This is a genomic window from Fretibacter rubidus, from assembly GCF_041429785.1.
Taxonomy (GTDB): Bacteria; Pseudomonadota; Alphaproteobacteria; order Caulobacterales; family Maricaulaceae; genus Fretibacter; species Fretibacter rubidus.
This window is the reverse complement of record NZ_CP163423.1, coordinates 1534660-1558113: the sequence shown is the minus strand read 5'-3', so window position 1 is coordinate 1558113 and position 23454 is coordinate 1534660. Positions and strand designations below refer to the sequence as shown.

The 23454-nt window shown below is 48.6% G+C and carries 21 protein-coding genes and 1 pseudogene; 11 read left to right on the top strand and 11 right to left on the bottom strand.

Features of this window, described 5'->3' with window-relative positions; genetic code table 11:
- Positions 1–15 precede the first annotated feature (15 nt).
- The 5 genes from AB6B37_RS07380 to AB6B37_RS07360 all read right to left on the bottom strand — a co-directional run bounded on the left by AB6B37_RS07380 (position 16) and on the right by AB6B37_RS07360 (position 4880).
- Complete coding sequence (locus AB6B37_RS07380) at positions 16–582, bottom strand: cupin domain-containing protein (RefSeq protein WP_371398247.1); 567 nt, start codon at positions 580–582, stop codon at positions 16–18.
- A gap of 1 nt (position 583) precedes the next feature.
- The gene (locus AB6B37_RS07375; RefSeq protein WP_371398246.1) at positions 584–1801 is read right to left on the bottom strand and encodes a cytochrome P450; all 1218 of its coding nucleotides are present in this window, start codon (positions 1799–1801) and stop codon (positions 584–586) included.
- A gap of 2 nt (positions 1802–1803) precedes the next feature.
- Positions 1804–2964 carry an alpha/beta hydrolase family protein gene (locus AB6B37_RS07370; RefSeq protein WP_371398245.1) on the bottom strand — a complete coding sequence of 387 codons (1161 nt, stop codon included), beginning with the start codon at positions 2962–2964 and terminating at the stop codon, positions 1804–1806.
- A gap of 2 nt (positions 2965–2966) precedes the next feature.
- On the bottom strand, positions 2967–3869 hold the full coding sequence (locus tag AB6B37_RS07365; protein ID WP_371398244.1) for a VOC family protein: 903 nt from the start codon (positions 3867–3869) through the stop codon (positions 2967–2969).
- 114 nt (positions 3870–3983) lie between these two features.
- A complete protein-coding gene (locus AB6B37_RS07360) occupies positions 3984–4880 on the bottom strand; it encodes a LysR family transcriptional regulator (RefSeq protein WP_371398243.1) in 897 nt (298 codons plus the stop codon).
- 164 nt (positions 4881–5044) lie between these two features.
- On the opposite strand from AB6B37_RS07360, the gene AB6B37_RS07355 reads away from it, so the two are divergent.
- The 3 genes from AB6B37_RS07355 (at position 5045) to AB6B37_RS07345 (ending at position 9968) form a co-directional block, all read left to right on the top strand.
- Positions 5045–7534: a TonB-dependent receptor gene (locus tag AB6B37_RS07355; RefSeq protein WP_371398242.1), complete on the top strand. Its 2490-nt coding sequence runs from the start codon at positions 5045–5047 to the stop codon at positions 7532–7534.
- A gap of 102 nt (positions 7535–7636) precedes the next feature.
- Positions 7637–9397 carry an arylsulfatase gene (locus AB6B37_RS07350; RefSeq protein WP_371398241.1) on the top strand — a complete coding sequence of 587 codons (1761 nt, stop codon included), beginning with the start codon at positions 7637–7639 and terminating at the stop codon, positions 9395–9397.
- Positions 9398–9440: 43 nt separating this feature from the next.
- Positions 9441–9968 (top strand): hypothetical protein, encoded by a 528-nt coding sequence (locus tag AB6B37_RS07345; protein WP_371398240.1) that lies wholly within the window; start codon positions 9441–9443, stop codon positions 9966–9968.
- A 3-nt stretch (positions 9969–9971) separates the two neighbouring features.
- On the opposite strand, the gene AB6B37_RS07340 is transcribed toward AB6B37_RS07345, so the two are convergent.
- Genes AB6B37_RS07340 through AB6B37_RS07315 form a run of 6 tightly spaced genes read right to left on the bottom strand, consistent with a single transcriptional unit; the run spans position 9972 to position 15386 of the window.
- Positions 9972–10973: an aldo/keto reductase gene (locus AB6B37_RS07340; RefSeq protein WP_371398239.1), complete on the bottom strand. Its 1002-nt coding sequence runs from the start codon at positions 10971–10973 to the stop codon at positions 9972–9974.
- Complete coding sequence (gene pobA, locus AB6B37_RS07335) at positions 10970–12139, bottom strand: 4-hydroxybenzoate 3-monooxygenase (RefSeq protein WP_371398238.1); 1170 nt, start codon at positions 12137–12139, stop codon at positions 10970–10972. Before pobA ends, AB6B37_RS07340 begins: the two co-directional genes overlap by 4 nt.
- Positions 12139–13101, bottom strand: coding sequence for a Gfo/Idh/MocA family oxidoreductase (locus tag AB6B37_RS07330; RefSeq protein WP_371398237.1), 963 nt, complete (start codon positions 13099–13101; stop codon positions 12139–12141). The genes pobA and AB6B37_RS07330 overlap by 1 nt, the downstream gene beginning before the upstream one ends.
- Positions 13098–13943: a class III extradiol dioxygenase subunit beta gene (locus tag AB6B37_RS07325; protein ID WP_371398236.1), complete on the bottom strand. Its 846-nt coding sequence runs from the start codon at positions 13941–13943 to the stop codon at positions 13098–13100. The genes AB6B37_RS07330 and AB6B37_RS07325 overlap by 4 nt, the downstream gene beginning before the upstream one ends.
- Before the next feature lies 1 nt (position 13944).
- On the bottom strand, positions 13945–14349 hold the full coding sequence (gene ligA, locus AB6B37_RS07320; RefSeq protein WP_371398235.1) for a protocatechuate 4,5-dioxygenase subunit alpha: 405 nt from the start codon (positions 14347–14349) through the stop codon (positions 13945–13947).
- Positions 14346–15386, bottom strand: coding sequence for an amidohydrolase family protein (locus AB6B37_RS07315; protein WP_371398429.1), 1041 nt, complete (start codon positions 15384–15386; stop codon positions 14346–14348). The genes ligA and AB6B37_RS07315 overlap by 4 nt, the downstream gene beginning before the upstream one ends.
- A 144-nt stretch (positions 15387–15530) precedes the next feature.
- On the opposite strand from AB6B37_RS07315, the gene AB6B37_RS07310 reads away from it, so the two are divergent.
- From AB6B37_RS07310 to fghA, 8 genes and pseudogenes are all read left to right on the top strand, one after another.
- Positions 15531–16640, top strand: a complete 1110-nt coding sequence (locus AB6B37_RS07310) for a LysR family transcriptional regulator (protein ID WP_371398234.1) — start codon at positions 15531–15533, stop codon at positions 16638–16640.
- Positions 16641–16738: 98 nt separating this feature from the next.
- Entirely contained in the window at positions 16739–17416 is a 678-nt protein-coding gene (locus AB6B37_RS07305) for a 4-carboxy-4-hydroxy-2-oxoadipate aldolase/oxaloacetate decarboxylase (protein ID WP_371398233.1), read from the top strand.
- A complete protein-coding gene (locus AB6B37_RS07300) occupies positions 17416–18336 on the top strand; it encodes an amidohydrolase family protein (protein ID WP_371398232.1) in 921 nt (306 codons plus the stop codon). The genes AB6B37_RS07305 and AB6B37_RS07300 overlap by 1 nt, the downstream gene beginning before the upstream one ends.
- Entirely contained in the window at positions 18333–19382 is a 1050-nt protein-coding gene (locus AB6B37_RS07295; RefSeq protein WP_371398231.1) for a 4-oxalomesaconate tautomerase, read from the top strand. The genes AB6B37_RS07300 and AB6B37_RS07295 overlap by 4 nt, the downstream gene beginning before the upstream one ends.
- Positions 19379–20167 (top strand): DUF1932 domain-containing protein, encoded by a 789-nt coding sequence (locus AB6B37_RS07290; RefSeq protein WP_371398230.1) that lies wholly within the window; start codon positions 19379–19381, stop codon positions 20165–20167. The genes AB6B37_RS07295 and AB6B37_RS07290 overlap by 4 nt, the downstream gene beginning before the upstream one ends.
- 85 nt (positions 20168–20252) lie before the next feature.
- A complete protein-coding gene (locus AB6B37_RS07285) occupies positions 20253–21440 on the top strand; it encodes an MFS transporter (RefSeq protein ID WP_371398229.1) in 1188 nt (395 codons plus the stop codon).
- Positions 21441–21506: 66 nt separating this feature from the next.
- Positions 21507–22616, top strand: coding sequence for an S-(hydroxymethyl)glutathione dehydrogenase/class III alcohol dehydrogenase (locus AB6B37_RS07280; protein WP_371398228.1), 1110 nt, complete (start codon positions 21507–21509; stop codon positions 22614–22616).
- Positions 22616–23443: pseudogene (fghA, locus tag AB6B37_RS07275) on the top strand (S-formylglutathione hydrolase). Before AB6B37_RS07280 ends, fghA begins: the two are co-directional and overlap by 1 nt.
- The last annotated feature ends 11 nt before the right edge of the window (positions 23444–23454 follow it).

The following is a 23454-nucleotide window of genomic DNA, read 5'->3' as shown; positions in this document are numbered from 1 at the left end:
GGCAGGCCCGTAGGGTTAAGCGAGTTCGGGGGAAAATTTACCGTCAATAAGAATGAAAGCGATCCGGCAATCTTGATCAGAGCGATTGGCCCAACCGTGATTTGTGCCCCGCTGTATAATAATGTCGCCTGCTTTGCAGAGTGTTTCACCTTCATCCATAATCAAAACGATTTCACCCGACAGAACGATGCCGTAATCAATGGTTTCCGTTTTGTGCATATGGGCGTGACGTTCACTATTACCGCCATCCGCGACTGCGTCGCCGGCCCCGATTTCCTCGAAATGGGCAATACGCTCTTCCGCTGACATCGTTTCAAAACTGGCATCATCTGGCGGAATATCCAATACTCGAATGCGCGTTCCATTAGCAGGAGGTGCCAGAACAATTTTATCCTCATGCGGCTCACCGCTTGCAGGATCAATAGGTGCAGGCGTGGCCGTCGTATTCCAAACCTCGTAAAACATGGGGCCTGTATCGCCGCCAACCCGTTGAACACGGGGCGGCGGGCTATCTTCGAGTATAATAGCTTTGCCTTCGGAATTATGTCCGGTCACAATCCGGCGAAAAGGGGCTTTGGTCATTCTACTCTCCTATTTTCTCTATTTTAACGGGCAGGCTTTCGATAGAGCACAAAGTGTTGTTCAGCCTTATTTTGGGAGCGCCCACCGCCGTAATCCGCGATATTTTTTCGCGCATCGCAGATAGTAATGCATCCGCTTCCATACGCGCAACCATTTGGCCAAGGCAGACGTGAATACCGTGACCAAAACCTACATGTCCTGATGCATTACGGGTGACAGAGAAGTCATTTGGGTTTTCCCAACGCCCTTCGTCTCGGTTAGCAGCCGCCAAAAAGGTGAGGACTTTCGATCCCTCAGGAATATTAATATTAGCGAGTGTCGTGTCTTGGGCTGCCGTCCGGAAAAAAGTCTGGACTGTTGAACGCCACCTAAGACCTTCATTGAACGCTCGTCGTGTCGAACTCTGGTCAGTACCCATCTTTTCCCATTCATCAGGAAATTGAGTGAAAGCGTACATCAAGTTTGAAACACCGTTTACCGTCGTATCAACCCCAGCTGATAATAAAGATCGTATAAGCCGTTCTGCTTCTGCATGGGTGCAATCACCACGGTCAGCAGATTTATAAACCGCTTCGCCCCATCCATCTTCCTTCAAATTTTCACGTTTGCAGGCTTTAGCAACCCATTCGGAGGCCTCGGCAGCATCTGCCATACCGTCTTCAAAGATTTTATTTCGTGGACCAAATGCATTAAATACGATGGCGGCATAGGTCAGCAAGTGATGCCTGCCTTCATCCATAAGGCCTACAGCATCAGGGAAAACTCGCATCGGAAGTTCTTCCGCCAGGTCAATTACGGCGTCAAACTCATCTTTTCGGATTAACTCCGCAACTAAATCTTTAGCCTTAGCCCGCCATTCGTCTTCGAGCCCTTTTAAGACCGGCATCGCGACGATTCGATTCATCACATCGCGTGTTCTGTTGTGAAGGGGTGGATCAGCTTCCAGCAAAAGCGAAGGCGGCCTAATAGGTTTTTCTTTAGAAAAATCAGCTAGCCCTACGCCGCGGCTGGAAACGAAAACCTCATGGTTTTTTAAAACCTGCGTAACTTCTTCATGGCGCGCCACACCATAAACGCCAATTGCTTCCAGCCAAAACACTGGACCGATTTCACGAAGACGTGGATGATATGCAAATGGGTCAGATAGAAACTCTTCAGAGAAAGGGTCGATCTCGAGCCTCGGTACGTCCATAGGGATATGTGAAGCGTGACCCTGCATATCTAAGCCGTGCGGCCGCCAAGCGTATCTGCAAACCAATCAGCAATATAATCGCGGCCATAAGACATGTTGTCAGCGCCTACATGTTCAACCCCGCCTTCGCGAGGCGTGAAGATTTTAAGCTCAGACTTAACAGAATTGGTCATTTGCTCAAAAGCCTGATGAGCATATTTCACGTTGATCTGGCGGTCATTTTCGCCGTGCGTGATCAAGAACGGCATTTTTATTTTGTCCATATGGCCGTTCATGTTCATGCCTTCGACCTTCTTGAAGAAATCCTCTTTGTCCTTAGCGCCGAATACCCAGTAAACGTGCTTCCAATAATGGGGCACAGGGTTTTCGCCTTCACGGTCTAGGCGGCCGATTTGAACTTCATGCCAGTTGTGATTGGCGCCCCATACCGCGCCCGATGCAAAGCGAGGTTCGTAAGCCGCCGCCCGAGCGGCGAAATGCCCGCCCAAGGAAATGCCAGAAATGCCGATACGGTCAGCGTCGACATCATCACGCGCGGCAAGGTATTCATAGCAAGGCGTCGCCCATTCCTCCGCAAATGGCGTGGCTGGCATGCCGTGGAGGCGCAAAGTTTCGCCCGTTCCCGGCTGATCAATACAGAGCGTGGAGATGCCGCGCTTGGCTAAGGCATGTGGTAGCCAAGTCCAGAAGAGAAGCTCTTTATTACTGTCGAGCCCATTGGTGAACAGAACGCAAGGTGCTTCACCTTCAACGCCTTCAGCGCGGGTGAATAGGGCAGGGATCACTGCGTCTTTGTATGGGATTTCCACCCGTTCGCAATTCTCCCCGCTATACTCAATATATTTCTTAAATGCGTCCTGCGCTTTGGCAAAGGTTTTGGCTTTCTCGGGCAAAGCCGCACTCTGCATGCGCTCGGCGGTCGTATAGTAAAGACAAGCACGACGTAGTTTTTCGGCGGCGGAAAACTTGCGCCCCCGCGTTAAATCTTCATCAGCAAGCTCTGAAAGCGTTTCGGCCTTTTTGGCCCATTGTTTCATAAATTGCGGGGTGCCCGCGTCGGCCCCCTCATCGGCAGCGCGCTTAATAGGTTCACACATATCAACAATTTCGCCGAGCTCAGCACCGGAGGCGACAGCGATGGCAACTGAAAGGTTCCAAATATAATTTGGGAAGAATTCGTAAAGGGCCATTCTTAAATTCCTATGTCTTTAAATAAGCCTGCATCCGGCATTGGTTTAGGCATGGTCTCAGGGCCGCCAACACCAAAGCCCCACTGGTCCATAATTTCTTTGCTGGGTTTGTGTACGGTGGCTTCCCAAGTTTCGTCATCTACCGCCTCTAGGTCGCAGGTGTATTCAACGGCGTAACCTGCGGGCGTGACATAATATGAGAAGACATTGTTTCCAGCCGTGTGCCGTCCGGGACCCCAAGCGATATCACCATTTGTCTCGCGTAGTCGAGGGACGGCCTTCATAACAGCGTCCACGTCCGGGACATCGTAAGCCACATGGTTGAAAGCCGGCGGTCCGGGCAGGATAGCCAGACGGTGGTGCCATTCGTTACACCTTAAGAAACACATGAAGTCTCCCAGCCAGTCCGAGACCTTAAAGCCGAGAGCTTTTTCATAAAACTCGACATATCCCTTGTGATTAGGGGAATGCAGCACAACATGGCTGATTTTTTCAGGGCGTGGATCTCCGGCTTCCAAGGTTTCCGGCTCGCGTGTCTCAAAACCTGTTGAGACTTCAGTGGTGAACCCATTCATGTCAAAGAAGCGGAAACCATATCCACCGCCCAGGCTTTCTAACTCATGGGGTTGGCTAATGATTTTACCGCCGGCTTTCTCGATTTGGGGAACGAGTGCATCAACCTCCGCCCGGTCTTTCGCACTCCAGCTGATAACATCAATTCTCGGCTCATCCGTTTGGCGCAAGCGAACAGAATAGCCAGCTGTGCTTCCCGGCGCGACGAGATAAACCATGTCGTCATCGCTTGGGACTTCTTCGAGCTTCCAGCTTTCAAGATAAAACCGTTTTTCTTTTTCTACGTCTGAGACGCCATAGCCAATATATCTAATGTCATTTACGCGTGGCATTGCAAAGCTCCCGATATTCGTAGTGACCCCTACGATTGTTCATTTCGTCAAGAGATAGAGAGTAATTTGAAATTATAAAAAGTGATTGTTTTTATGGATATGCATCAATTTAAATTATAGTTGCTTTTTTACCTGTTCAATCATCCATTTTATTCCCGGGTCCTCGCGGCGCGTGTTGTGATATTGGACATATTCTTTCAGGGACGGAAATTTAAACGGTACCGCTGCAATTTCGATAGGGAGGCGTTTTGAAAAGACTTTGGCCAATCTTTCATGCATTACGGTCAATCTATTTGTGCCTACAACCATTTCGGGGGCCAATAAAAACGAGCTGACAGTAACGTCAGTATCGCGAGGCTTCTTGCGGGCCACTAGTCCTTGGTCGGATATCGATAAAGGGCGTTTTCGGCCCAGCTTTGCGACAACATGCCCGGATTCATAGAACTGTTTCTCGGTCAGGCCTTCTTTAAAAAGTGGATTTGTCTTACATCCAACGATTACAAAGCGCTCTTCAAATAGAAATTCTGAAGGTAGTTCTTCTGATAAAACCTGCTCAGGGACTGTAATAAAGTCAATGCGGCCTTGCGCGAGAAGCTCCAGCGTGGAGTCCGCAGGGGGCAAAATTTCCATTTGTATATGGGGGGCAATCGACTTCAGGTCCCTTAGGAGCGGAACGAAGATGATTTGGGTCAGATAATCTGAGGCTGTAATTGTAAACTTTCGAGTAGACGTTTCCGGATCAAACATTGAGGTTTTTGATATGAGGGCATCGACACTTCCTAGAACAGCTTTTAATTCGTCTTGTATTCTGAGGGCATGCGATGTTGGGATCATGCGTTTGCCGTGCAGGTTTAATATAGGGTCATCAAAATAGTCCCTAATCCTGCCGAGAGCTGCACTCATGGCCGGCTGACTAAGATGCAGGCGTTCAGCTGCTCGCGAGACGCTTTGTTCCTCTAAAAGTGCGTCCAGCGCGACGAGAAGATTTAGATCCAGTCCTTTAAATCTCATCTGAGCTAAGCCTCTTACAATTACAAGCAGCCTTATAATAACGCTCAATGTATCGAAAAATCAAATACGTTATTATAAAAACAATAGATTTTTATAATTAACCCGACTCTGCAATACATATTTCGATAAAAAGGCACAATAACGTCAATCACTAGGGGATAGTCATGAAGCTCAGAAGACTCTTAACAACATCATGTGGGGCTCTGGCCTTGCTGTCTGCATCTGCTGTATTCGCTCAGGCACAAGACAGCGGATCAACCTCAGTAAATTCTGGCCTTGATGAAATCATCGTGACGGCCCAGCGCCGTGAAGAATCCTTACAGGATGCCGCTGTTGCGATTGAGGCAATCGATCAAGACTCACTCACGCGCCAAGGTTTGGAGTCAGCTCAAGATCTTGGGAAATTGTCGCCAGCTTTGGGTATAAGTGCTGGCGGCGGTCCATTGACCAGCATTTTCGTTCGAGGTGTTGGCGCCTTAACGGTTAACCCGCTGACAGATGCCGCTGTGGCGCAAAACGTTGATGGTGTTTATTTGGGCCGTTCAAGTGGTGCTGCGGGCCAGGCGTTATATGACCTGGAACGTGTTGAGCTTTTGAAAGGCCCCCAAGGTACATTATACGGACGTAATGCGACAGGCGGTGTTGTGAACTACATCCCTGTGAAGCCAATTTTAGGTGAAAACTCCGGTTATATCCAAGGTGAGTATGGAAATTATAACAAGATTGGCCTTCAGGGCGCGGTAAATTTTGATATTGGTGACGGGAAAACAGCTTTTCGTTTATCGGGTAATTACCTTAATCGGGATGGATATTCTGATGACGGAACAAATGATGCCGATTCTTTTAGTTTGCGCGGACAAGTACTGATTGAACCGACGGACCAGCTTTCCGTTAGAGTTGCTGCGGACTATTCTGAGAATAATGCAAAAGGCCCTGGTGGCGATTTATTCGGGACCTATAGCAACGATACCGGGTCGCTCACAGATTTCACACCTTCGGGAGTAGCCATTGATTCAGGTCCAACGTCGGATGCTGCTAATGCGGTCAGAGGCGGTGTATTGCATACGCCTTCTTTTGCGTTTTTTCAGCCACTTGATGGAGATGATTTATTTCAGGACATTTCCTTTACTGGTATAATGGCTGAAATTAACTACCAAACCGACGCTGGAACATTTACTTTAATTCCAGCCTATAGAGAATCTGACCAAGATTATACTTTTGTTGGGCCAGGATTTGCGCCTGCTAAAACGAATGAGCAGAACAATCAAACCAGCTTGGAAGCCCGTTTTACAACGGATCTTGATGGGCCGTTAAATGGTATTATTGGTGCGTTTTATATTGATGAGGACATTAAAACGAGCACAGTGTTCGCTCAACAATTTACCTCACCTATTCAAAATTATAACAATGGCGGTGACTCTTGGGCTATATTTGGTCAGGGCACATTTGATGTTTCTGAAACTTTCCGTTTGAACGCAGGCCTGCGTTATACAAAAGATAATAAGTTTGCTGAGGGTATCAGTGACACATTTGTGACTTTCTGTGGCGGAGCGCCTTTTACGGGTAATTTCTTGACGCCCGGTGCCAGCTTCGGAAATGGATGTGCATCAGGCGCCATGCCACTTCACCCTATTACCTCTGATCGGGATGCCTTTATTGCAGATTTCATATCCAGAGGTTTGATTGCAGCAGATTCCGTGGCGACAGTACCAGGACAGGGACGTCCGCCGTTTTATAATTTGCTATTGCCGGGGGGAATTGCTCCTCAGCTTGGGGCAATTGTGAATGTTGGCGAAGGGGCCTTGCAGTCAGAACTCGACTTTGATGAACTGACTTATCGCCTCGGCGCAGAAATGGATTGGGGTAATAGCAATTTACTCTATGCTGGATATGAGCGCGGCTACCGTGCGGGCGGTGTCGATCTTAGTCTTGCAGCGCCAACATATGACTTTGAATTTATCGACGCCTTCACAATCGGGTCCAAAAACCGTTTCCTCGATAATACGCTTCAAGTAAATGCGGAGGCGTTTTTATGGAAATATGATGGTCAACAGGTGACATATTTCACGACGTTAGATAGTGCGTCAGCCTTTCCCATTGCGAATGGCGATGCCACCATTAAAGGACTGGACATTGACGTTATCTGGGCCGCATCAGATAATACAACTCTTTACGGTAATGTTCAGTTCCTAGACTCTACATATGATGACCTACAGCTCATTTCTGATGAGGGCCGTGGTCGATTTGGGTGTGAAACAATTGGCCTATCGCCAGGTAACGAGGTGCCCATTGAAAGTTACGATTGTTCAGGAAATTCATTACTATTTTCACCAGAATTTGGAGCAGACCTCGGGATAAACCATATTTTTGAGATGAATAATTATGATCTTAGCCTGACGGCAGATGCTTCTTATCGCTCAGAGCAAGAGACTAACTTCCTCTTCACAGACGGATTGCAGGTTAAGTCACATGTGAATTTGAATTTAGACGCTACACTCTCGCCAGATGATGCGGCTTGGTCTTTGTCCGTCTTTATGCGCAATGTGACGGATGAGCGTTATCTTCAAAATAGTAATGTGAATAATCGTGGATTAGCCTACGGTGTCTACAGCGCGCCGCAAACATATGGTGCTCGTATCCGTGCGAATTTCTAATATAAATTTGCACTGAATATTACTGGCCCGTCTGTATGTTTATGCGGGCGGGCCTTTTAGGTTATGCTAAGACGAATGTTGAGAGACTTCCGGGGAAACACTATGAGAAAATGTCTTTTTAATACTGTGATTGCCATTGCCGGCTCAGCTTTATTGGTCGGATGCAGTCAGGCGGAAAAAGTGGACGGCGCAGCGAGCGTAGAATCAACTCTGGCTGGTCAACCTAATGTGCTTCTCATCGTTGCAGATGATTTGGGATATTCTGATTTAGGTGCGTTTGGCGGAGAAATTGACACGCCAAATTTGGATGCGCTTGCCATGTCAGGCCTGCGTCTGACCAATTTTTACGCTATGCCGAACTGTTCACCGACACGCTCAATGCTCCTTACAGGAAAAGATAACCATGTCGTTGGCATGGGCGCGATGGCAGAAGCCATGCCGACAGCCTTCCCTTTCTTGCTCGGAAGACCCGGATATGAGGGTTATCTAAGGCCTGAAACGACCACCATAGCTGAAAAGTTCTCTGAGGCAGGTTACCGAACCATGATGACGGGTAAATGGCACTTGGGTGATAAGCCAGAGCATCAACCTGCCGAACATGGTTTTGATAAGTCATTTGTATTGCTCGGAGGCGGTGGTGATCACTTTGGTTACGGTCAAAACGGTGACCCTGCACTGGAACCTGTCGAATATACGCAAGATGGAAAAACGGCGACATATCCGGTCGGCACTTACTCCAGCGACTTTTATGCAGAACAGCTGATTGATTATGTGGGTACGAAAGACAGTGATAATCGGCCTTTCTTTGCCTATCTTGCCTTCACAGCTCCGCACTGGCCATTGCAAGCGCCGCAAGATCTGATTGCGAAATATGAAGGTCGTTATGACGCTGGCCCGGAGGCCCTCAGAAATGAGCGGTTGGCGCGGATGAAAACGCTGGGCTTGATAGAAAAATCCATTTCAGTGTCTGATCTATCTCCGCTGGGTGATTGGAATTCACTGGATGAGAACCAGCGTGCAATCAGAGCCCGCAAGATGGAGATATATGCGGCTATGGTCGATTCTCTTGACCAAAATGTCGGGAAAGTTCTCGCTCATTTACGGGCGACAGGTGAATACGATAATACTGTAATCATATTCATGTCTGATAATGGAGCTGAAGGTATCCCGCAGGGACCGCTTATTGGCCGATCTTCAAACTCTACGCTTCCCGAGAACAAGGCCCAGGTCATGGAAACAATCGGTGCAGGTAATGTGGACCTTGCTAAAATGGGAACAAAAGACAGTTTTCTGACCTATGAAAGTGGATGGGCGGAAGCCGCGATGGCCCCATTTCGGGATTATAAAGGTTACACCGATGATGGCGGCATAAGAGTGCCTGCCTTTATTACAGGGCCGGGAATAAATGGTCAGCGCATCACGGATAGTCTTCTGTCTGTGCGCGATATTATGCCGACCACGCTTGATCTGTCTGATATTGAGTATGATCCGAGCCTGACGACGCCGTCTGTGACGAAAAACGGAGTTAATGCACCGACAGCTAAATCTTGGGTCCCCATCCTTACAGGCCAATCTGATAGCGTACGTTCAACTGATGATGCGATGGCATGGGAGCTTCATTTGAGGCGCGCCGTGCGCATGGGAGACTGGAAAGCGGTTTATGAGAAGGATAATCCTGCTATGGCCAGGAACCCCAAAGCCCCATCATCCTGGAAACTCTTTAACCTGCAATCAGATCCCGGTGAGAGCAAAAATGTCCGAGAAGAAAACCCGGAGGTTTTTGAGCGTCTGATGACGGCATGGGATATTTATGCCGAAGAAAACGGAGTCTTTGTACCGGGCCCAAAACCAGCGGCGCAATAGATAGAGAGATCAGTTTGCGTGAGCATAGATTAGGATAATCGGTATGAAGTTTGGTTCACGCGGCCTTGGGGCCATAATCTTTATCGTTGTTGTTCTGCTCATGCTCATGCTGGAGGCTTTGCCCCATTTAATGGCGGGAGCACCGCGTCCTGAACTGTCAGAGAACATGTCTTTCCCCGAGAAAAACGCAATTTTCGGCATGCAATTTATGAGCATTTCGACTTTTGCAAAGGTCTGGATGGCCTTTCAAGATATTATCATCGGGGCGGGTTTGTTTTTCGTTTTATGGAGAAAAGAAGCCCAGATTTATTTATCCACGATTATTGCCAGCCATGTTTTGCTCTTTGTTGCGATTGCAGTTTTGCCGGGAGCGAAGCTGACTTTAGGCCTGGCCTCTTTTAGCCACTGGCTCTGGATACCGGCTCTTTTTGTTTTCGTTAAAGCATGGGGCGGGCTGGATAAGAAAACCGGATACGGAACTTGGGTCACAATCGCGATTGCTCAAATCATCTTCTCGGTGATATTTGACATACCGGATGGCGCACGTTTCTTGCTTAGTCTATTTAATTAGCATTTATGCGGGTGCGTAATCCTCAGTATCAATCGCTTTGCGCGCTCCCGGTGGGTAACGATGGCCGCAGACAGTTTGCTGATTAATTAATGCGGCAGCCTTATCTAATATGAGTGGATCAATTTTTTGATTAAGCGTCTCATAATTTTCTTCCAGATGCGTAATCGAAGCGGTTCCCGGAATAACGTGGATATGCTTATCTTGCGCTAAGACCCAAGCGAGGGAGAGTTGAGCCGGCGTTAAACCTGCTGATGCAGCTAAACTCTCAAATTGCGCGACCAGATTATAATTCTGTATCCAGTTTTCATCCTGAAACCTGGGATGTTTTGCGCGCAAGTCCTTTGGGTCAAGCATGGCAGGATTTGTCACTCCGCCGGCTAGAACACCTCTGGCAACTGGTGAAAAAGCGACAAAGGCCGTGCCAAGCTGTTTGCATGTTTCCAGCACGGCAATTTCCGGATTGCGGGTCCAAAGGGAATATTCTGATTGCATTGCGGCGATAGGGTGTTCTTGGGTTGCCTTTTTAAGAGTCATCGCTGACATTTCAGAAAGGCCGATGGCGCCGATTTTCCCGGCCTTGATTAAATCTGCCAATGTCCCAACCGAGTCTTCTATAGGAGTGTCTTTATCTAAGCGGTGAAGATAGTAGAGGTCGATATAATCAACTCCCATTGTGGTAAGGCTTTTATCAACGGCGCGGCGGATCGTTTTAGGCTGGCAATCAATGCGCCGACTACCATCGTCGAATTCAATCCCGCATTTTGATGTAATAAAAACCTCATCTCTGCGGGTTTTTAGCACTTTGGACAATAAAGCCTCATTATGACCGAGCCCATAAAGCCGCGCGCTGTCGAGGTGATTATAACCAATATCGATGGCGTGATGCAAAAGGGCCTCCGCATGTTTCTCCGAGGGCAGGGGGTAATAGGCTTGGCTCAACGACATGCAGCCCAATCCTATCGGGCATAGCTTTTTCCCGTTCAGTACTCTGGTTGGTAAGTTCACAAGGGGAGACCTATATAGTTTTCAGCGATGCTCATTTGAGCCGCTTTGGAGTTGGCGATATAATTGAGTTCTGCGATCTGCATTTTGCGCCCAAAATCTCCGTCCTCGGGAAAGCTATGCATCAGAGACGTTAAATACCATGCGAAACGAGACGATTTCCACACCCTTGCCAAGGCCTTCGCTTCATAAGCATCAATAGCTGACGGATCATTTTTCTTGAAGAAATCTATCAGAGCAGGCGCGAGGTAAGCAATGTCTGAGGCGGCAAGATTGAGACCTTTGGCACCTGTGGGAGGTACGATATGTGCGGCATCTCCGGCGAGGAACAAACTGCCATAGCGCATTTTTTCAAAGATAAATGACCGTAGCGGCGCGATAGATTTCTCCAAGGCGGGGCCGGTGGTAATGTTACTTGAAAACTCTGATCCTAGCCGCACTTTAAGTTCGTTCCAGATGCGGTCATCGGACCAGCCTTCGATCTTCTCATTCGTCGGGACTTGCAAATAATAGCGACTGCGCGTGTTAGACCGCATAGAGGCCAGTGCGAAACCGTTATCGTGATTGGCATAGACGACTTCATGCGCGCAGGGCGGTACATCGGCCAGAATACCCAGCCAGCCAAAGGGATAGACACGCTCTACAGATGCTGATGCTGATGCCGGAATGGCTTTGCGGGAGGGACCGTGGAACCCGTCACACCCCGCAATAAATCGGGCGTCTATGCGGTGCTCTTCTCCATCCTTCTCATAAGTAACAAAAGGCGCATCACCTTCAATGTTATGCAAAGCGACATCCGCAGCCTCATAGACCGTTTGAACCCGGCGACTGGGTGCTGCATCCATCAAATCTTTTGTGATTTCTGTCTGCCCATAAACAACAACGTGCTTTCCGGTCAGTTCTCTAACGGGAATCTTAATCAATTTGTCTTGGTCGGTCAGCGATACAAAGTCGTGGGGAATGCCCTCAGCCTGAAGACGTTCATCCAGTCCCAGTTGTTTCATGATATTGATCGTGCCTTGTTCGAGCACGCCAGCACGGATGCGCGAGAGAACATACTCACCTGAGCGGCGCTCAAGAATGACGGCATCTATACCAGCTTGAGCGAGTAAATGGCCCAGCATGAGGCCAGACGGGCCTGCACCGATGATGACGACATCGGTTTTCATCAAGATTGGCTGAGTTGCCCGTTTACCATTTTCTCGATTTTTTCCATGACTTCATGTGTTGCCAAGATTTGCTGAACGGAGCCATTTGGTTCCCGGTCCTCTTCAATGGCGGAGAAGAACTCGCGCTGCATAAGTTCAATGCCATTTGTTATTGGGAAATCACCAGAGATATCGACAACATCGCCGCTGCCGGTTTTCATATCATCATAATAGGCCGTATAAGTACCGTTATCACAAATATATCGGAAGTTAGTCCCTAGCGGCCCTTCATTGTTAAACGACAAAGACAAATTGAGAACCTTGCCCGACGGCGTGCGCATCACAATGCCCATATCCATATAAATACCAAGTTCTGGGTGAACCGGACCCGCGACGGCATAAACATCGGCAATCGGTTCCTGCGTTTGGTATTGAAATAAATCGATCGTGTGCGCTGAATGGTGCCACAAAAGATGATCTACCCAGCTACGAGGTTCTCCTAAAGCGTTCGTATTGGTACGGCGGAAGAACATTGTTCTTACCTGCATTTGTTGGACATTCAGGTCACCCGCAACGACCTTATTGTGAATCCATTGATGCGGCGGGTTAAAGCGGCGTACATGGCCAACCATGGCTTTCTTGCCAGCTTTATTTGCGACTTCGACCAAGCGGCGAGAATCTTCAATAGTATCGGCCATAGGGATTTCTACAAAGCAGTGTTTTCCGGCTTCCAACGTCTGGATAGCCTGCGCAGCATGAATCTGGGTCGGCGTCACTAAAATGGCGGCGTCAACGTCATCTCTGGCCAGCCCTTCTGCCAGATCTAAAGACCAATGAGGGATGCCGCGGTCTTCCGCCATTGCTTTTGTTACAGCTTCATCGCTTCCAATCAGAGAGACAACTTCTGCACCGTCGATATTTTCAAGGGCGGCGAGATGTTTGCGTCCGAAGGCGCCGGTTCCGCCCGCTATAAGTACTTTCATGGGTTATTCTCCAAAACAATATGCCCGAGCGCGGTATTGGATGCGGGGACGTGATAATGACGGTGTAATTCTTTGGGGGCATCAAGAGCGCCGAGCATGACAAGCCACATAACCATCTCAATGCCTTCCGACCCTGTTTCTCGTAAATATTCGATATGAGGAATGGTCCGCAGGCGCTCGGGATCCGCCGTTAAATCATCTAGGAATTTTTGATCCCATTCCTGATTTATCAATCCTGCTCGCGGGCCTTGCAACTGGTGGCTCATGCCGCCTGTTCCCCAAATTTGAACGTTCAAGTCTTCGGGAAAACTCTCCACGGCACGCGCAATCGCTTGTCCGAGACGAAAACATCTATCGCCCGAAGGGATGGGATAGGTGATTACATTGACCATAATCGGCACGACGAGTGTAGGCCATGCATCCGGCTGACCAAACATAGCGGAAAGGGGCACTGTCAGACCGTGATCAACATCCATTTCATTGATAATAGTCATGTCAAACTCATCGATGATCAGACTTTGCGCTATATGCCAGGCGAGGTCTGGGTGGTTTTTGACATTCGGAACCAGCCGTGGCCCCCAACCTTCATCAGCGGGCGCAAACTCTTCAGCGCAGCCAATGGAAAATGTTGGAATCAAATTTTGCCCAAAAGCTGAGGCGTGATCATTGAAGATTAAAACAACGACATCAGGTTTGTTTTCCGGTTTACTGATCCATTCCTTTGTCCATTCATAACCAGCAAAGATTGGCTTGAAATAAGGGTCATTCTGTTTGCCTTGATCAATACCTACGCCAATCAAAGGTACGTGGCTTGTCGCGACGCCTGCGGTAATTTTAGCCATGTTATTTTCCATCCTTTATAGACCGAACGCCATCAGGTGAGCGGCCACCGGCGCTCATCATGGCTTTGTAATCATCCACATTCATGCCGGTCATAGTCGATACGGCTTGGACGAAAGACAGACCATCAGTTGAAAAAACTTTAGCTAAATAATAGATGTTTCCTCCCAAATCGAGCAGGCGGTTATAGTCCCGGGCCAGTAAGGCTTCTTTCTGCGCTGCCGTCATTTTCCAATCGGCGATATAGCTCTGCTCGTCGGCGAGCCATTTTTTGCGGTTCTCGGGTTTCATCAAGCTCATGCAAAACTGATTGAGCCAATAGCCTTGTCTCGCCCGTTTTGTTGTGAAAACCCGCGTTCCCGGAATGTCTTCAAATTCTTTTGTATAATCATGCAGGGTGTTAGTCATAATCTGCGGGCCTTCAAAATTTCATCCAGCCGTGGGTAGACACGGCGGGCATTGCCTTCAAAAATATTGTGGCGAATGTCAGCTGCAAGTCCCAAGTTTTCGACATATTGTTTGGTGTCATCGAAATAGAAACCTGTTTGCGGATCAATGCCGCGTACGGCGCCAATCATTTCAGAGGCAAAAAGAATATTTTTAGGGTCAATGACATCAAAGAGAAGGTCAATGCCGGGCTGGTGATAAACACAGGTGTCAAAATAAACATTATTCATCACATAGTTATCAAGGGGTGGCTTCTTCATCATATCCGCCAGGCCGCGATATCGTCCCCAGTGATAAGGCACAGCGCCCCCGCCATGTGGTATGATAAAATTAAGCTCCGGAAAATCTGAAAACAAATCACCCTGCATGAGATTCATAAAAGCATTTGTATCTGCGGCGATATAATATGAACCTGTCGCATGGAGGCAATCATTGCACGAGCCCGAGACATGAATCATCGCGGGAACGCGAAGCTCTACCATTTTTTCGTACAGGGGATACCAATAGCGGTCTGTCAAAGGCGGCGCTGAAAAATGACCGCCGGAGGGATCTGGGTTTAAGTTGCACCCAACAAAGCCGAGCTCAGTCACGCAGCGTTCAAGCTCTTCAATGGCGTCTTCTAGGCCGACAGGTTTTTTGTCTCGCACCTGTTGCGGAAGCTGACAGACCCCGACAAAGTTCTCCGGAAATAAATCAACACTGCGCTTGATCATATTATTGCAAGCGCGGGCCCAATCAACCGAAGTTTCACTATCCCCGATATGCGGCTCCATACGAGAGGCTCTCGGAGAAAAGATCGTAATATCAGCGCCGCGCTCTTGTTGTAATTTATACTGATTGTTGGCGATGATTTCGTGGAGTTCCGCATCCGGATATTCAGGTAGGGTCGGGCGGGGCTGTGAAGGGTCAGACAGGCGGTCCATCTGGGCCTTTCGGAAATCCAAATGCGCTTGCGGAACTAGTGTTTGGTGGCCATGACAATCAATAATGAGGGTCATGGGAAGTCTCGTCGATAATCCATGAGCATAATTTAGCGAATTTATCACGCTAAGCCGAATTAGGAGTCTACATTTGGTATAAGAAAATGCTAACCAGTGGTCATGGAGGAGTGGCTTTTTAATATCCGGCATTTACGCGCTTTTGTGAAAACCGTTGAGTTGGGTAAGCTCCAAGCCGCGGCGCGCGCTGTAAACTTATCGCAATCTGCTGTGACCCAAGCTATTGTGAAACTTGAAAACCAATTAGATGTTCGCCTGTTTAATCGTCAAACTGAGGGCATGCAGCCTACTGAAGCCGCGCATCTGATTTATCCGCGCGCCCTCGACATGCTTAAACATATTGGACGCCGCAACGTTACCCATACTCAAATAAAAGCCTTCCTCGCGCTTGCCAGTGGCGGCAATTATGCGGAAGCATCACACTTGACAGGCCTGTCTACAGCCTCTTTACACCGCGCCATTCGTGACCTTGAAATCGTTTTGCAGCAAGACCTGACAAGACGACAAGGACGCGGGGTCGTTCTAACAGATTTTGGCCTTATGCAGGCTCGCCGTTTTGGACTGGCGGCGGCGGAACTGCGTTACATGATCGAGGATATTTCAACGTTTAAGGGTGAAAAGTCAGGCTGTGTCGCTATTGGCGCGATGCCGCTATGCCGTGCGCGTGTTCTTCCGTCTACTATCGTGCAATATCAGCAAAGCTTTCCTGATATTGACATAAAAATTGCCGAAGGCTCCTATATTGAGTTGATAGAGCCTCTGCGCAATGGCGAACTGGATTTTCTAATTGGCGCGCTCCGCGACCCCGGTCCGGGACCTGACTTGATACAAACACCATTATTTGAAGATGCCCCGGTAATTGTGGCGCGCTCCGGTCACCCTTTAGCCTCATCTGAATCTTTAAGTCCGTTGCCGGTACAGCTGTTGAGTGAGTATCCTTGGTGCGTTCCCAATAGCGGCGTGCCGTTGCGGGAAAATTGGGAAAGTCTTTTTAAGGATGAAGGGCTTTCTGTACCGCGTATCTCCGTTGAGTGCGGTTCTATTATCGCCAATCGTCAAATCTTGATGAAAACGGATTGCTTGACCATCTTATCTCCGGATCAAGTCGCTGTGGAATTGCAGGCGGGCTGGCTCAGAATTGTGTGTAAATTACCCCGCCGCCTGAACAGAATGATTGGACTGACCCACCGCGAGGGCTGGAGACCAACAACGTCACAATCAAATTTTATCGATGAGCTGCGCTCAGTTTGTTAGCGTCAATTCGTATTTTCTAATAGTAGGGCCTGAGTTCGAACTGGCATAAAGAGCTCTTCAAGATAATAATTCATATTAGCTATTAAAGTGAGGATAATATGGTTGACCATGTCGTTGTTCAGAACATTGACAGAGTAGACTTAAGGGTCGTTGATGGGTTGAGCACATCGGGTGTGGCAACGGTTTCAGAAGCTCAGGGCCGAACAGGCTGTATGAAGCCCTATATGCGGCCGATTTACCCGGGCGCGCGTGTGGCTGGCAATGCTGTCACTGTATCTATTCCCCCGGCTGATAACTGGATGATTCACGTTGTCGTTGAGCAGTGTCAAGAAGGTGATATTCTAGTTATTTCCCCGACCTCTGAATCCGATGCCGGCTATTTTGGCGATCTCTTTGCTACAGCGCTAAAGTTACGGGGCGTAAGAGGCCTTATTATTGAAGGTGGCGTGCGGGATTTAGCGGAACTTCAGGAGATGGATTTTCCCGTTTGGTCTAAATATGTTCACGGCACCGGCACTGTGAAGGAAAGCCTAGGATCGATTAATGTGCCAATTGTCTGCGCGGGACAGGCTATTAACCCGGGCGATGTCGTTGTTGCTGATGATGATGGGGTATGCGTTGTGCCGCATAGCACGGCGGAGCAGGTTTTGAAAAATGCCCATGCGCGCGAGGAGAAGGAAGCTCGTAACCGCGCAAAATTTGCCGCAGGCGAGCTGGGCCTTGATGTCTATGGCATGAGAGAGCGCCTCAAAGACAAAGGATTGAAATATATCTGATGTCTAAAATACAAGCCCAGCCTCCATCGGAAGGTGCGCGTGATGTTCACGCGAACCCGAAAGTGCCTGAGTTTACGGTACCCAAAGGCGCTGTGGATGCTCACTGCCATGTCTTTGGCCCATCAAATAAATTTCCATACTCACCCATCCGCAAATATACCCCTTTTGACGCGCCTGCTGCTAAGCTCTTCTCTCTAAGAGACCATTTGGGCTTTGATAAAAACGTCTTGGTTCAGGCTAGCTGCCACGGTAAAAATAATGACGCCATGGTCGACTGTCTCATGCGCTCAAACGGTAAAGCCCGGGGCGTTGCCATAGTCGACCCTGACATTTCTGACCAAGAGCTTGAAAGCTTAGACAGAGTGGGTGTGAGAGGCGTGAGATTTAACTTTCTCAAACGTCTCGTCGATCCTACGCCAAAATCCGAATATCTGAAAATAGCCAAAAGAGTGGCCAAAATGGGCTGGCATGTTGTTGTCTATTTCGAAGCTGAAGATCTAGAAGACATTGCTCCATTTCTCGAGCAAATACCGACGATTGTTGTCATCGACCATATGGGCTGTCCCGATGTCAGCCTCGGCGCCGCGCATCAGCAATTTAAACGGTTCGTAAAATTGATGGCAGATAATCCCAATTTTTGGGTCAAGGTTTCCTGTCCTGAACGCCTGACCATTGCAGGCCCGCCTTATGATGATGTGGTACCTTTTGCTAAAACATTGGTTCAGCGTTTTCCGGACAGGGTATTATGGGGGACGGATTGGCCGCATCCCAATATGAAAACGCATACGCCTGATGACGGACTATTAGTCGACCGCATTCCAAATATTGCGACAACACCGCGCCAACAGTTTAAATTATTGGTCCAAAATCCGATGCGGCTGTATTGGCCCGGTCATTCAACTGCGCAGGAGACGAGATGAACTCTATTCCCTGCATGATCATGCGCGGCGGTACCTCAAAAGGGCCTTTTTTTCTGGCTGAGGATCTACCGCAAGAAAAAGCGGCTCGTGATAAAGCGCTTTTAGCTATTATGGGCTCACCTGATGGCCGACAGATTGACGGTATTGGCGGGGCGCATCCTTTGACAAGTAAGGTTGCTATTGTTTCGCGCTCAGAGCGCGACGGGGTTGATGTCGATTATCTGTTTTTGCAAGTCACGCCGGATACTGGGATGATTTCCGACGCGCAAAATTGCGGTAATATGCTTGCTGGGGTCGGTCCTTTTGCAATCGAACGTGGATTGGTCAGAGCACAAAATATTGAAACCACAGTTCGGGTTTATATGGTCAATTCTGACTCGCGCGCCGATCTCATTGTCCAAACGCCTGACGGGCAAGTGATATATAAGGGCGACGCCCATATTGACGGTGTTCCAAAAAGCCATGCGCCAATCCTGCAAAATTATTTTGGTACCGCAGGCGCGCAATGCGGTGCCTTATTGCCAACGGGACAGGTTATAGATGTGATAGACGGAACTGAGTGCACCTTGGTTGATAACGGTATGCCAAGCGTATTGTTGCGCGCCGCTGACTTTGGCCTATCAGGTTACGAATCCCTTGAAGACCTGGAGAATAATGAAGAGCTAAAGGTGCGGCTGGAATTCATTCGGCTACAGGCAGGGACTTTGATGAATTTGGGCGATGTGAGTGAGAAGACAATTCCCAAAATGTGTCTTATTGCGCCCCCAAGACAGGGGGGGATTATCTCCACGCGCACCTTTATTCCCCGCCGCGTTCACCAAGCTGTTGGCGTGCTGGCGGCGGCATCAGATGCCGCCGGCTGTATGATTATAGGTAGCGTCGCGGAAGGTATGGCTGTTTTTGAAGACAATAATCCATGCCGAGTTAATGTTGAACATCCCAGCGGTGCTTTAACTGTCGAGCTTGAGTGGGAAGGCGGCACGGTTATTCGTACGGCCCTTTTACGAACCGCCCGCAAGATTATGGACGGGACGGTCTTCCTATGAAGATTGCAATTATAGGATTTGGTGAAGCCGGACATATGTTCGGTCAGCATTTGTCACAGCACGCAGATGTCCATGCCTATGATTTTATCAAAAATGATGAGATGAAATCCAAGGCTATTGCGGCCGGCGTGACCTTTCAGGACACGCTTTCGGATCTGATAGCAGGGGCGGAGCTGGTTCTAAGTCTTGTAACAGCTGACCAAGCGTCGGCCGCAGCACGCCAGGCCGCAGTTTACTTGAGGCCTGGTCAATATTATCTCGAAATGAACTCTGTAGCGCCCGTAACCAAACAGGATAATGCCAAGCTATGTCCGGTTCTTGTTGATATTGCGATTATGGCGCCCGTCTATCCTTTGAAAGCTGCTGTTCCCTTGCTCTTGTCGCATGCTGACGGTGATGGAGTCTCAAAAACACTCTTAGACTTAGGGCTGAATGTGAGATGCGTTGGCACGCAGATAGGACGAGCAGCAGCAATTAAAATGTGCCGCTCGGTTATGATTAAGGGGATGGAGGCGCTAACGCTGGAATGTTTTCAAACGGCGGCATTTTACGGTGTTGAAGATGAAATTAAATCGTCTTTGCATGGCAGCTTTCCCGGTATGGGCTGGGAGCAAGACCGGGTTGATTATTGGTTTGAGCGTGTTGGCACACATGGCGTTAGGCGGGCCGAAGAGATGCGAGAGGTGGCTAAGACGGTCAAAGCCGCAAATGTGAAAAGCGAAATGTCGAAAACGGTCGCCGATACTTTTGATATTTTTATGAGCAAACAAGACGAAAACGTATAAGAAAAATTTGTGAAATATCATAAATACTATCGATTTGGTTTATTCCTAGAGATGGGTGATACTGATTTCTAAACAGGGGAACTTCATGGCTACAACATCGACAACTGAAGCGCGGAACATACACGGTATTATTTTGGTGCTCGCCGCAATTATGCCGGCAATGGCCATAATCTCCTTAGTGCCGGTGATGCCTCTTTTAGGCCGGGAGTTTGCCGGTGTGCCAGGCAGTAAAGCTCTGGTTCCCATTGCCCTCACAATCCCAGCATTATGCGTGGCTATTTTCTCGCCATTGGCAGGCTGGCTCTCCGACCGTATTGGCCGAAAAATGCTGCTTGTGTTCGCGCTGCTGGGATATGCGGCCATTGGTATTGTTCCATATTTTTTGACTGACCTTAAACAGATCATCGGGGCGCGCATTGGCCTGGGTGTTTTTGAGGCTGTTATTATGACAGTCGCAACAGCGCTCGTTGGAGATTATTTCAAAGGGGCTGCGCGCGAAAAATGGATCGGCATACAAATTGGTGCCGTAAGTGTCAGCGCCATCTTCCTCATCGCAATTGGCGGTGCGCTGGGCGAAACGATTGGGTCTCGTGGCCCGTTCCTTCTCTATTTGCTGGCCATACCCATTGCTCTATTGGTTTTATGGAAACTATTCGAACCGGCTGTGCTTGAAAAAACGAGCGGGATAAAAGGGTCGCTGCCATGGAAATCCTTATTGCCGTTACTCCTCGTTACGCTAGGGGTCGGGATATTCTTCTACACGACAATCGTAAAACTTGGTGATATTTTACTGCTGAGCCAAGAGGTGAGTCCTGGGGTCATTGGTGCGGTTGGCGCGGCGTTTAATTTAGGTGTCATGATTGGGGCCTCTACCTTTATTAAAATCAAATCTAAGTCATCCGGGCCAAAACTTCTCGCGATTGGCATGGCCCTCTTTGCGCTTGGCTATGGCGGGATGGGGCTTTCAACGGCGCTTCCTATGACGATTATATTCATGATCATTACAAGTTTGGGTGCAGGCCTATTACTGCCTACAATGCTCGCTTGGGTCATGAGCATTTTGCCGCAAAATGTGAGAGGCCGAGGAACAGGGCTTTGGACAGGCATGTTTTTTCTCGGTCAATTCGTTGCGCCCTTAGTCGCTGTGGCGCTCTACAAACCACTCGGCGGTTTAAGTAACGTTCTCTTAGGCTATGGCGCCGTTGCAGCCCTACTGATGATTATTGCGATTATAAGATCAAAAGGCGCTGAAACCTTAGCTCAAGATCATTAGAGATTGAGACTATAAGAGGGCCGTCGACCCTAAAACCCTCAACTAAAATCATGAAGAAAACTATCTATGAAAACGCGTGCAGCCGTAGCTTTTGAAGCCAAAAAACCATTGGAAATTGTCGAACTAGACCTTGAAGGACCTAAAACCGGAGAAGTTCTTGTAGAGATTATGGCCACAGGTATTTGCCATACCGATGCCTACACATTGGATGGTCTGGACAGCGAAGGGCTTTTCCCGTCTGTCTTGGGGCATGAAGGAGCCGGCATTGTTCGAGAGGTTGGACCCGGTGTATCATCCGTTAAACCCGGGGATCATGTTATCCCCCTTTACACACCAGAGTGCCGGCAGTGTAAGTCTTGCCTGTCTGGGAAAACCAACCTGTGCACGGCCATTCGCGCCACCCAAGGTAAAGGGCTCATGCCGGATGGAACTTCGCGGTTTTCTTACAAAGGGGAAACAATCTATCACTATATGGGATGCTCCACATTTTCTAATTTCACGGTGTTGCCTGAAATTGCGGTTGCTAAAATTCGTGAGGATGCCCCCTTTGATAAAAGCTGCTATATAGGGTGCGGGGTCACGACCGGTATCGGCGCTGTTACCAATACGGCAAAAGTTCAAGCGGGTGATAATGTTGTTGTTTTTGGGCTTGGCGGAATTGGCCTGAATGTACTGCAAGCCGCGCGTATGGTCGGAGCAAGCAAAATTATTGGTGTTGATATAAACGCAGAGAAAGAAGCTTGGGGCCGCAAATTTGGCATGACAGATTTTGTCAATCCTAAAGAACTCAAGGGCGATGTTGTTGATGAACTTGTCAAACTCACGGAGGGTGGTGCTGATTTTACCTTTGACTGCACAGGGAATACAATCGTCATGCGTCAAGCCCTTGAAGCCTGTCATAGAGGCTGGGGCGTCTCTGTTGTAATCGGTGTTGCTGAAGCCGGCAAAGAAATTGCCACACGCCCTTTTCAGCTTGTCACAGGACGGGTTTGGAAAGGCACCGCCTTTGGAGGCGCTAAGGGGCGCACCGACGTTCCTAAAATTGTCGATTGGTATATGAACGGCAAAATAGAGATCGATCCGATGATAACCCACACTTTAAGCCTTGAAGATATCAATAAGGCTTTCGATCTTATGCACGCAGGTAAATCTATAAGAAGCGTTGTGGTGTATTAGTGAAAACGGTTTCCACAGCTAGGTCGCACGGAGGCATCCAAGGCGTTTATTCACATCCATCTTCGAGTACATCTACTGACATGACTTTTTCCGTATTTGTCCCACCCGGCAAAGGTCCATTTCCTGTTTTATGATACCTGTCAGGCCTAACCTGCACACATGCCAATGTGACTGAAAAAGGTGAATTTCGCGCTGCATGTGCGGAGCATGGCATCATATTCATTGCGCCGGACACATCCCCGAGAGGCGATGGTGTCCCAGATGATGCAGCCTATGATTTTGGCCAAGGCGCCGGGTTTTATTTAAATGCCACACAGGGGCCCTGGGCTAAGAATTTTCAAATGAAAACATATATTGAAGATGAACTTCCAAAGCTCATCTCAGAACATTTTCCCGCTGACATGTCACGACAAGCTATAACAGGACACTCAATGGGAGGCCATGGAGCCTTAACGATAGGCCTGCGAAATCCTAGCAGATTTAAGTCAATTTCTGCCTTTGCTCCGATTGTTAACCCGATGAATTGCCCTTGGGGAGAAAAGGCCTTTTCGAGCTATCTTGGCTCGGATAGGGCAAAATGGCGTGAATATGATAGTTGCGCTTTAATAGAAGATGGGGCGCGTCCAAAGGCACTACTTGTTGATCAAGGTCTAGGTGATCAGTTTTTATCGGAGCAATTAAAGCCGGATGCTTTAAAAGCCGTCTGTCAGGACACAGATATTGATTTAACTTTACGCAGTCACGCCGAATACGACCATAGTTATTATTTTATCTCAACTTTCTTAGCAGATCATATTCAATGGCACGCTATTCGCTTAAGGGGCTAACTCTGGCGACT

Coding starts and splice junctions, on each gene's coding strand:
- AB6B37_RS07380 (WP_371398247.1), bottom strand. CDS start 582: ATGACCAAAGCCCCTTTTCGCCGGATTGTGACCGGACATAATTCCGAA.
- AB6B37_RS07375 (WP_371398246.1), bottom strand. CDS start 1,801: ATGCAGGGTCACGCTTCACATATCCCTATGGACGTACCGAGGCTCGAG.
- AB6B37_RS07370 (WP_371398245.1), bottom strand. CDS start 2,964: ATGGCCCTTTACGAATTCTTCCCAAATTATATTTGGAACCTTTCAGTT.
- AB6B37_RS07365 (WP_371398244.1), bottom strand. CDS start 3,869: ATGCCACGCGTAAATGACATTAGATATATTGGCTATGGCGTCTCAGAC.
- AB6B37_RS07360 (WP_371398243.1), bottom strand. CDS start 4,880: ATGAGATTTAAAGGACTGGATCTAAATCTTCTCGTCGCGCTGGACGCA.
- AB6B37_RS07355 (WP_371398242.1), top strand. CDS start 5,045: ATGAAGCTCAGAAGACTCTTAACAACATCATGTGGGGCTCTGGCCTTG.
- AB6B37_RS07350 (WP_371398241.1), top strand. CDS start 7,637: ATGAGAAAATGTCTTTTTAATACTGTGATTGCCATTGCCGGCTCAGCT.
- AB6B37_RS07345 (WP_371398240.1), top strand. CDS start 9,441: ATGAAGTTTGGTTCACGCGGCCTTGGGGCCATAATCTTTATCGTTGTT.
- pobA (WP_371398238.1), bottom strand. CDS start 12,139: ATGAAAACCGATGTCGTCATCATCGGTGCAGGCCCGTCTGGCCTCATG.
- AB6B37_RS07330 (WP_371398237.1), bottom strand. CDS start 13,101: ATGAAAGTACTTATAGCGGGCGGAACCGGCGCCTTCGGACGCAAACAT.
- AB6B37_RS07325 (WP_371398236.1), bottom strand. CDS start 13,943: ATGGCTAAAATTACCGCAGGCGTCGCGACAAGCCACGTACCTTTGATT.
- ligA (WP_371398235.1), bottom strand. CDS start 14,349: ATGACTAACACCCTGCATGATTATACAAAAGAATTTGAAGACATTCCG.
- AB6B37_RS07315 (WP_371398429.1), bottom strand. CDS start 15,386: ATGACCCTCATTATTGATTGTCATGGCCACCAAACACTAGTTCCGCAA.
- AB6B37_RS07305 (WP_371398233.1), top strand. CDS start 16,739: ATGGTTGACCATGTCGTTGTTCAGAACATTGACAGAGTAGACTTAAGG.
- AB6B37_RS07300 (WP_371398232.1), top strand. CDS start 17,416: ATGTCTAAAATACAAGCCCAGCCTCCATCGGAAGGTGCGCGTGATGTT.
- AB6B37_RS07295 (WP_371398231.1), top strand. CDS start 18,333: ATGAACTCTATTCCCTGCATGATCATGCGCGGCGGTACCTCAAAAGGG.
- AB6B37_RS07290 (WP_371398230.1), top strand. CDS start 19,379: ATGAAGATTGCAATTATAGGATTTGGTGAAGCCGGACATATGTTCGGT.
- AB6B37_RS07285 (WP_371398229.1), top strand. CDS start 20,253: ATGGCTACAACATCGACAACTGAAGCGCGGAACATACACGGTATTATT.
- AB6B37_RS07280 (WP_371398228.1), top strand. CDS start 21,507: ATGAAAACGCGTGCAGCCGTAGCTTTTGAAGCCAAAAAACCATTGGAA.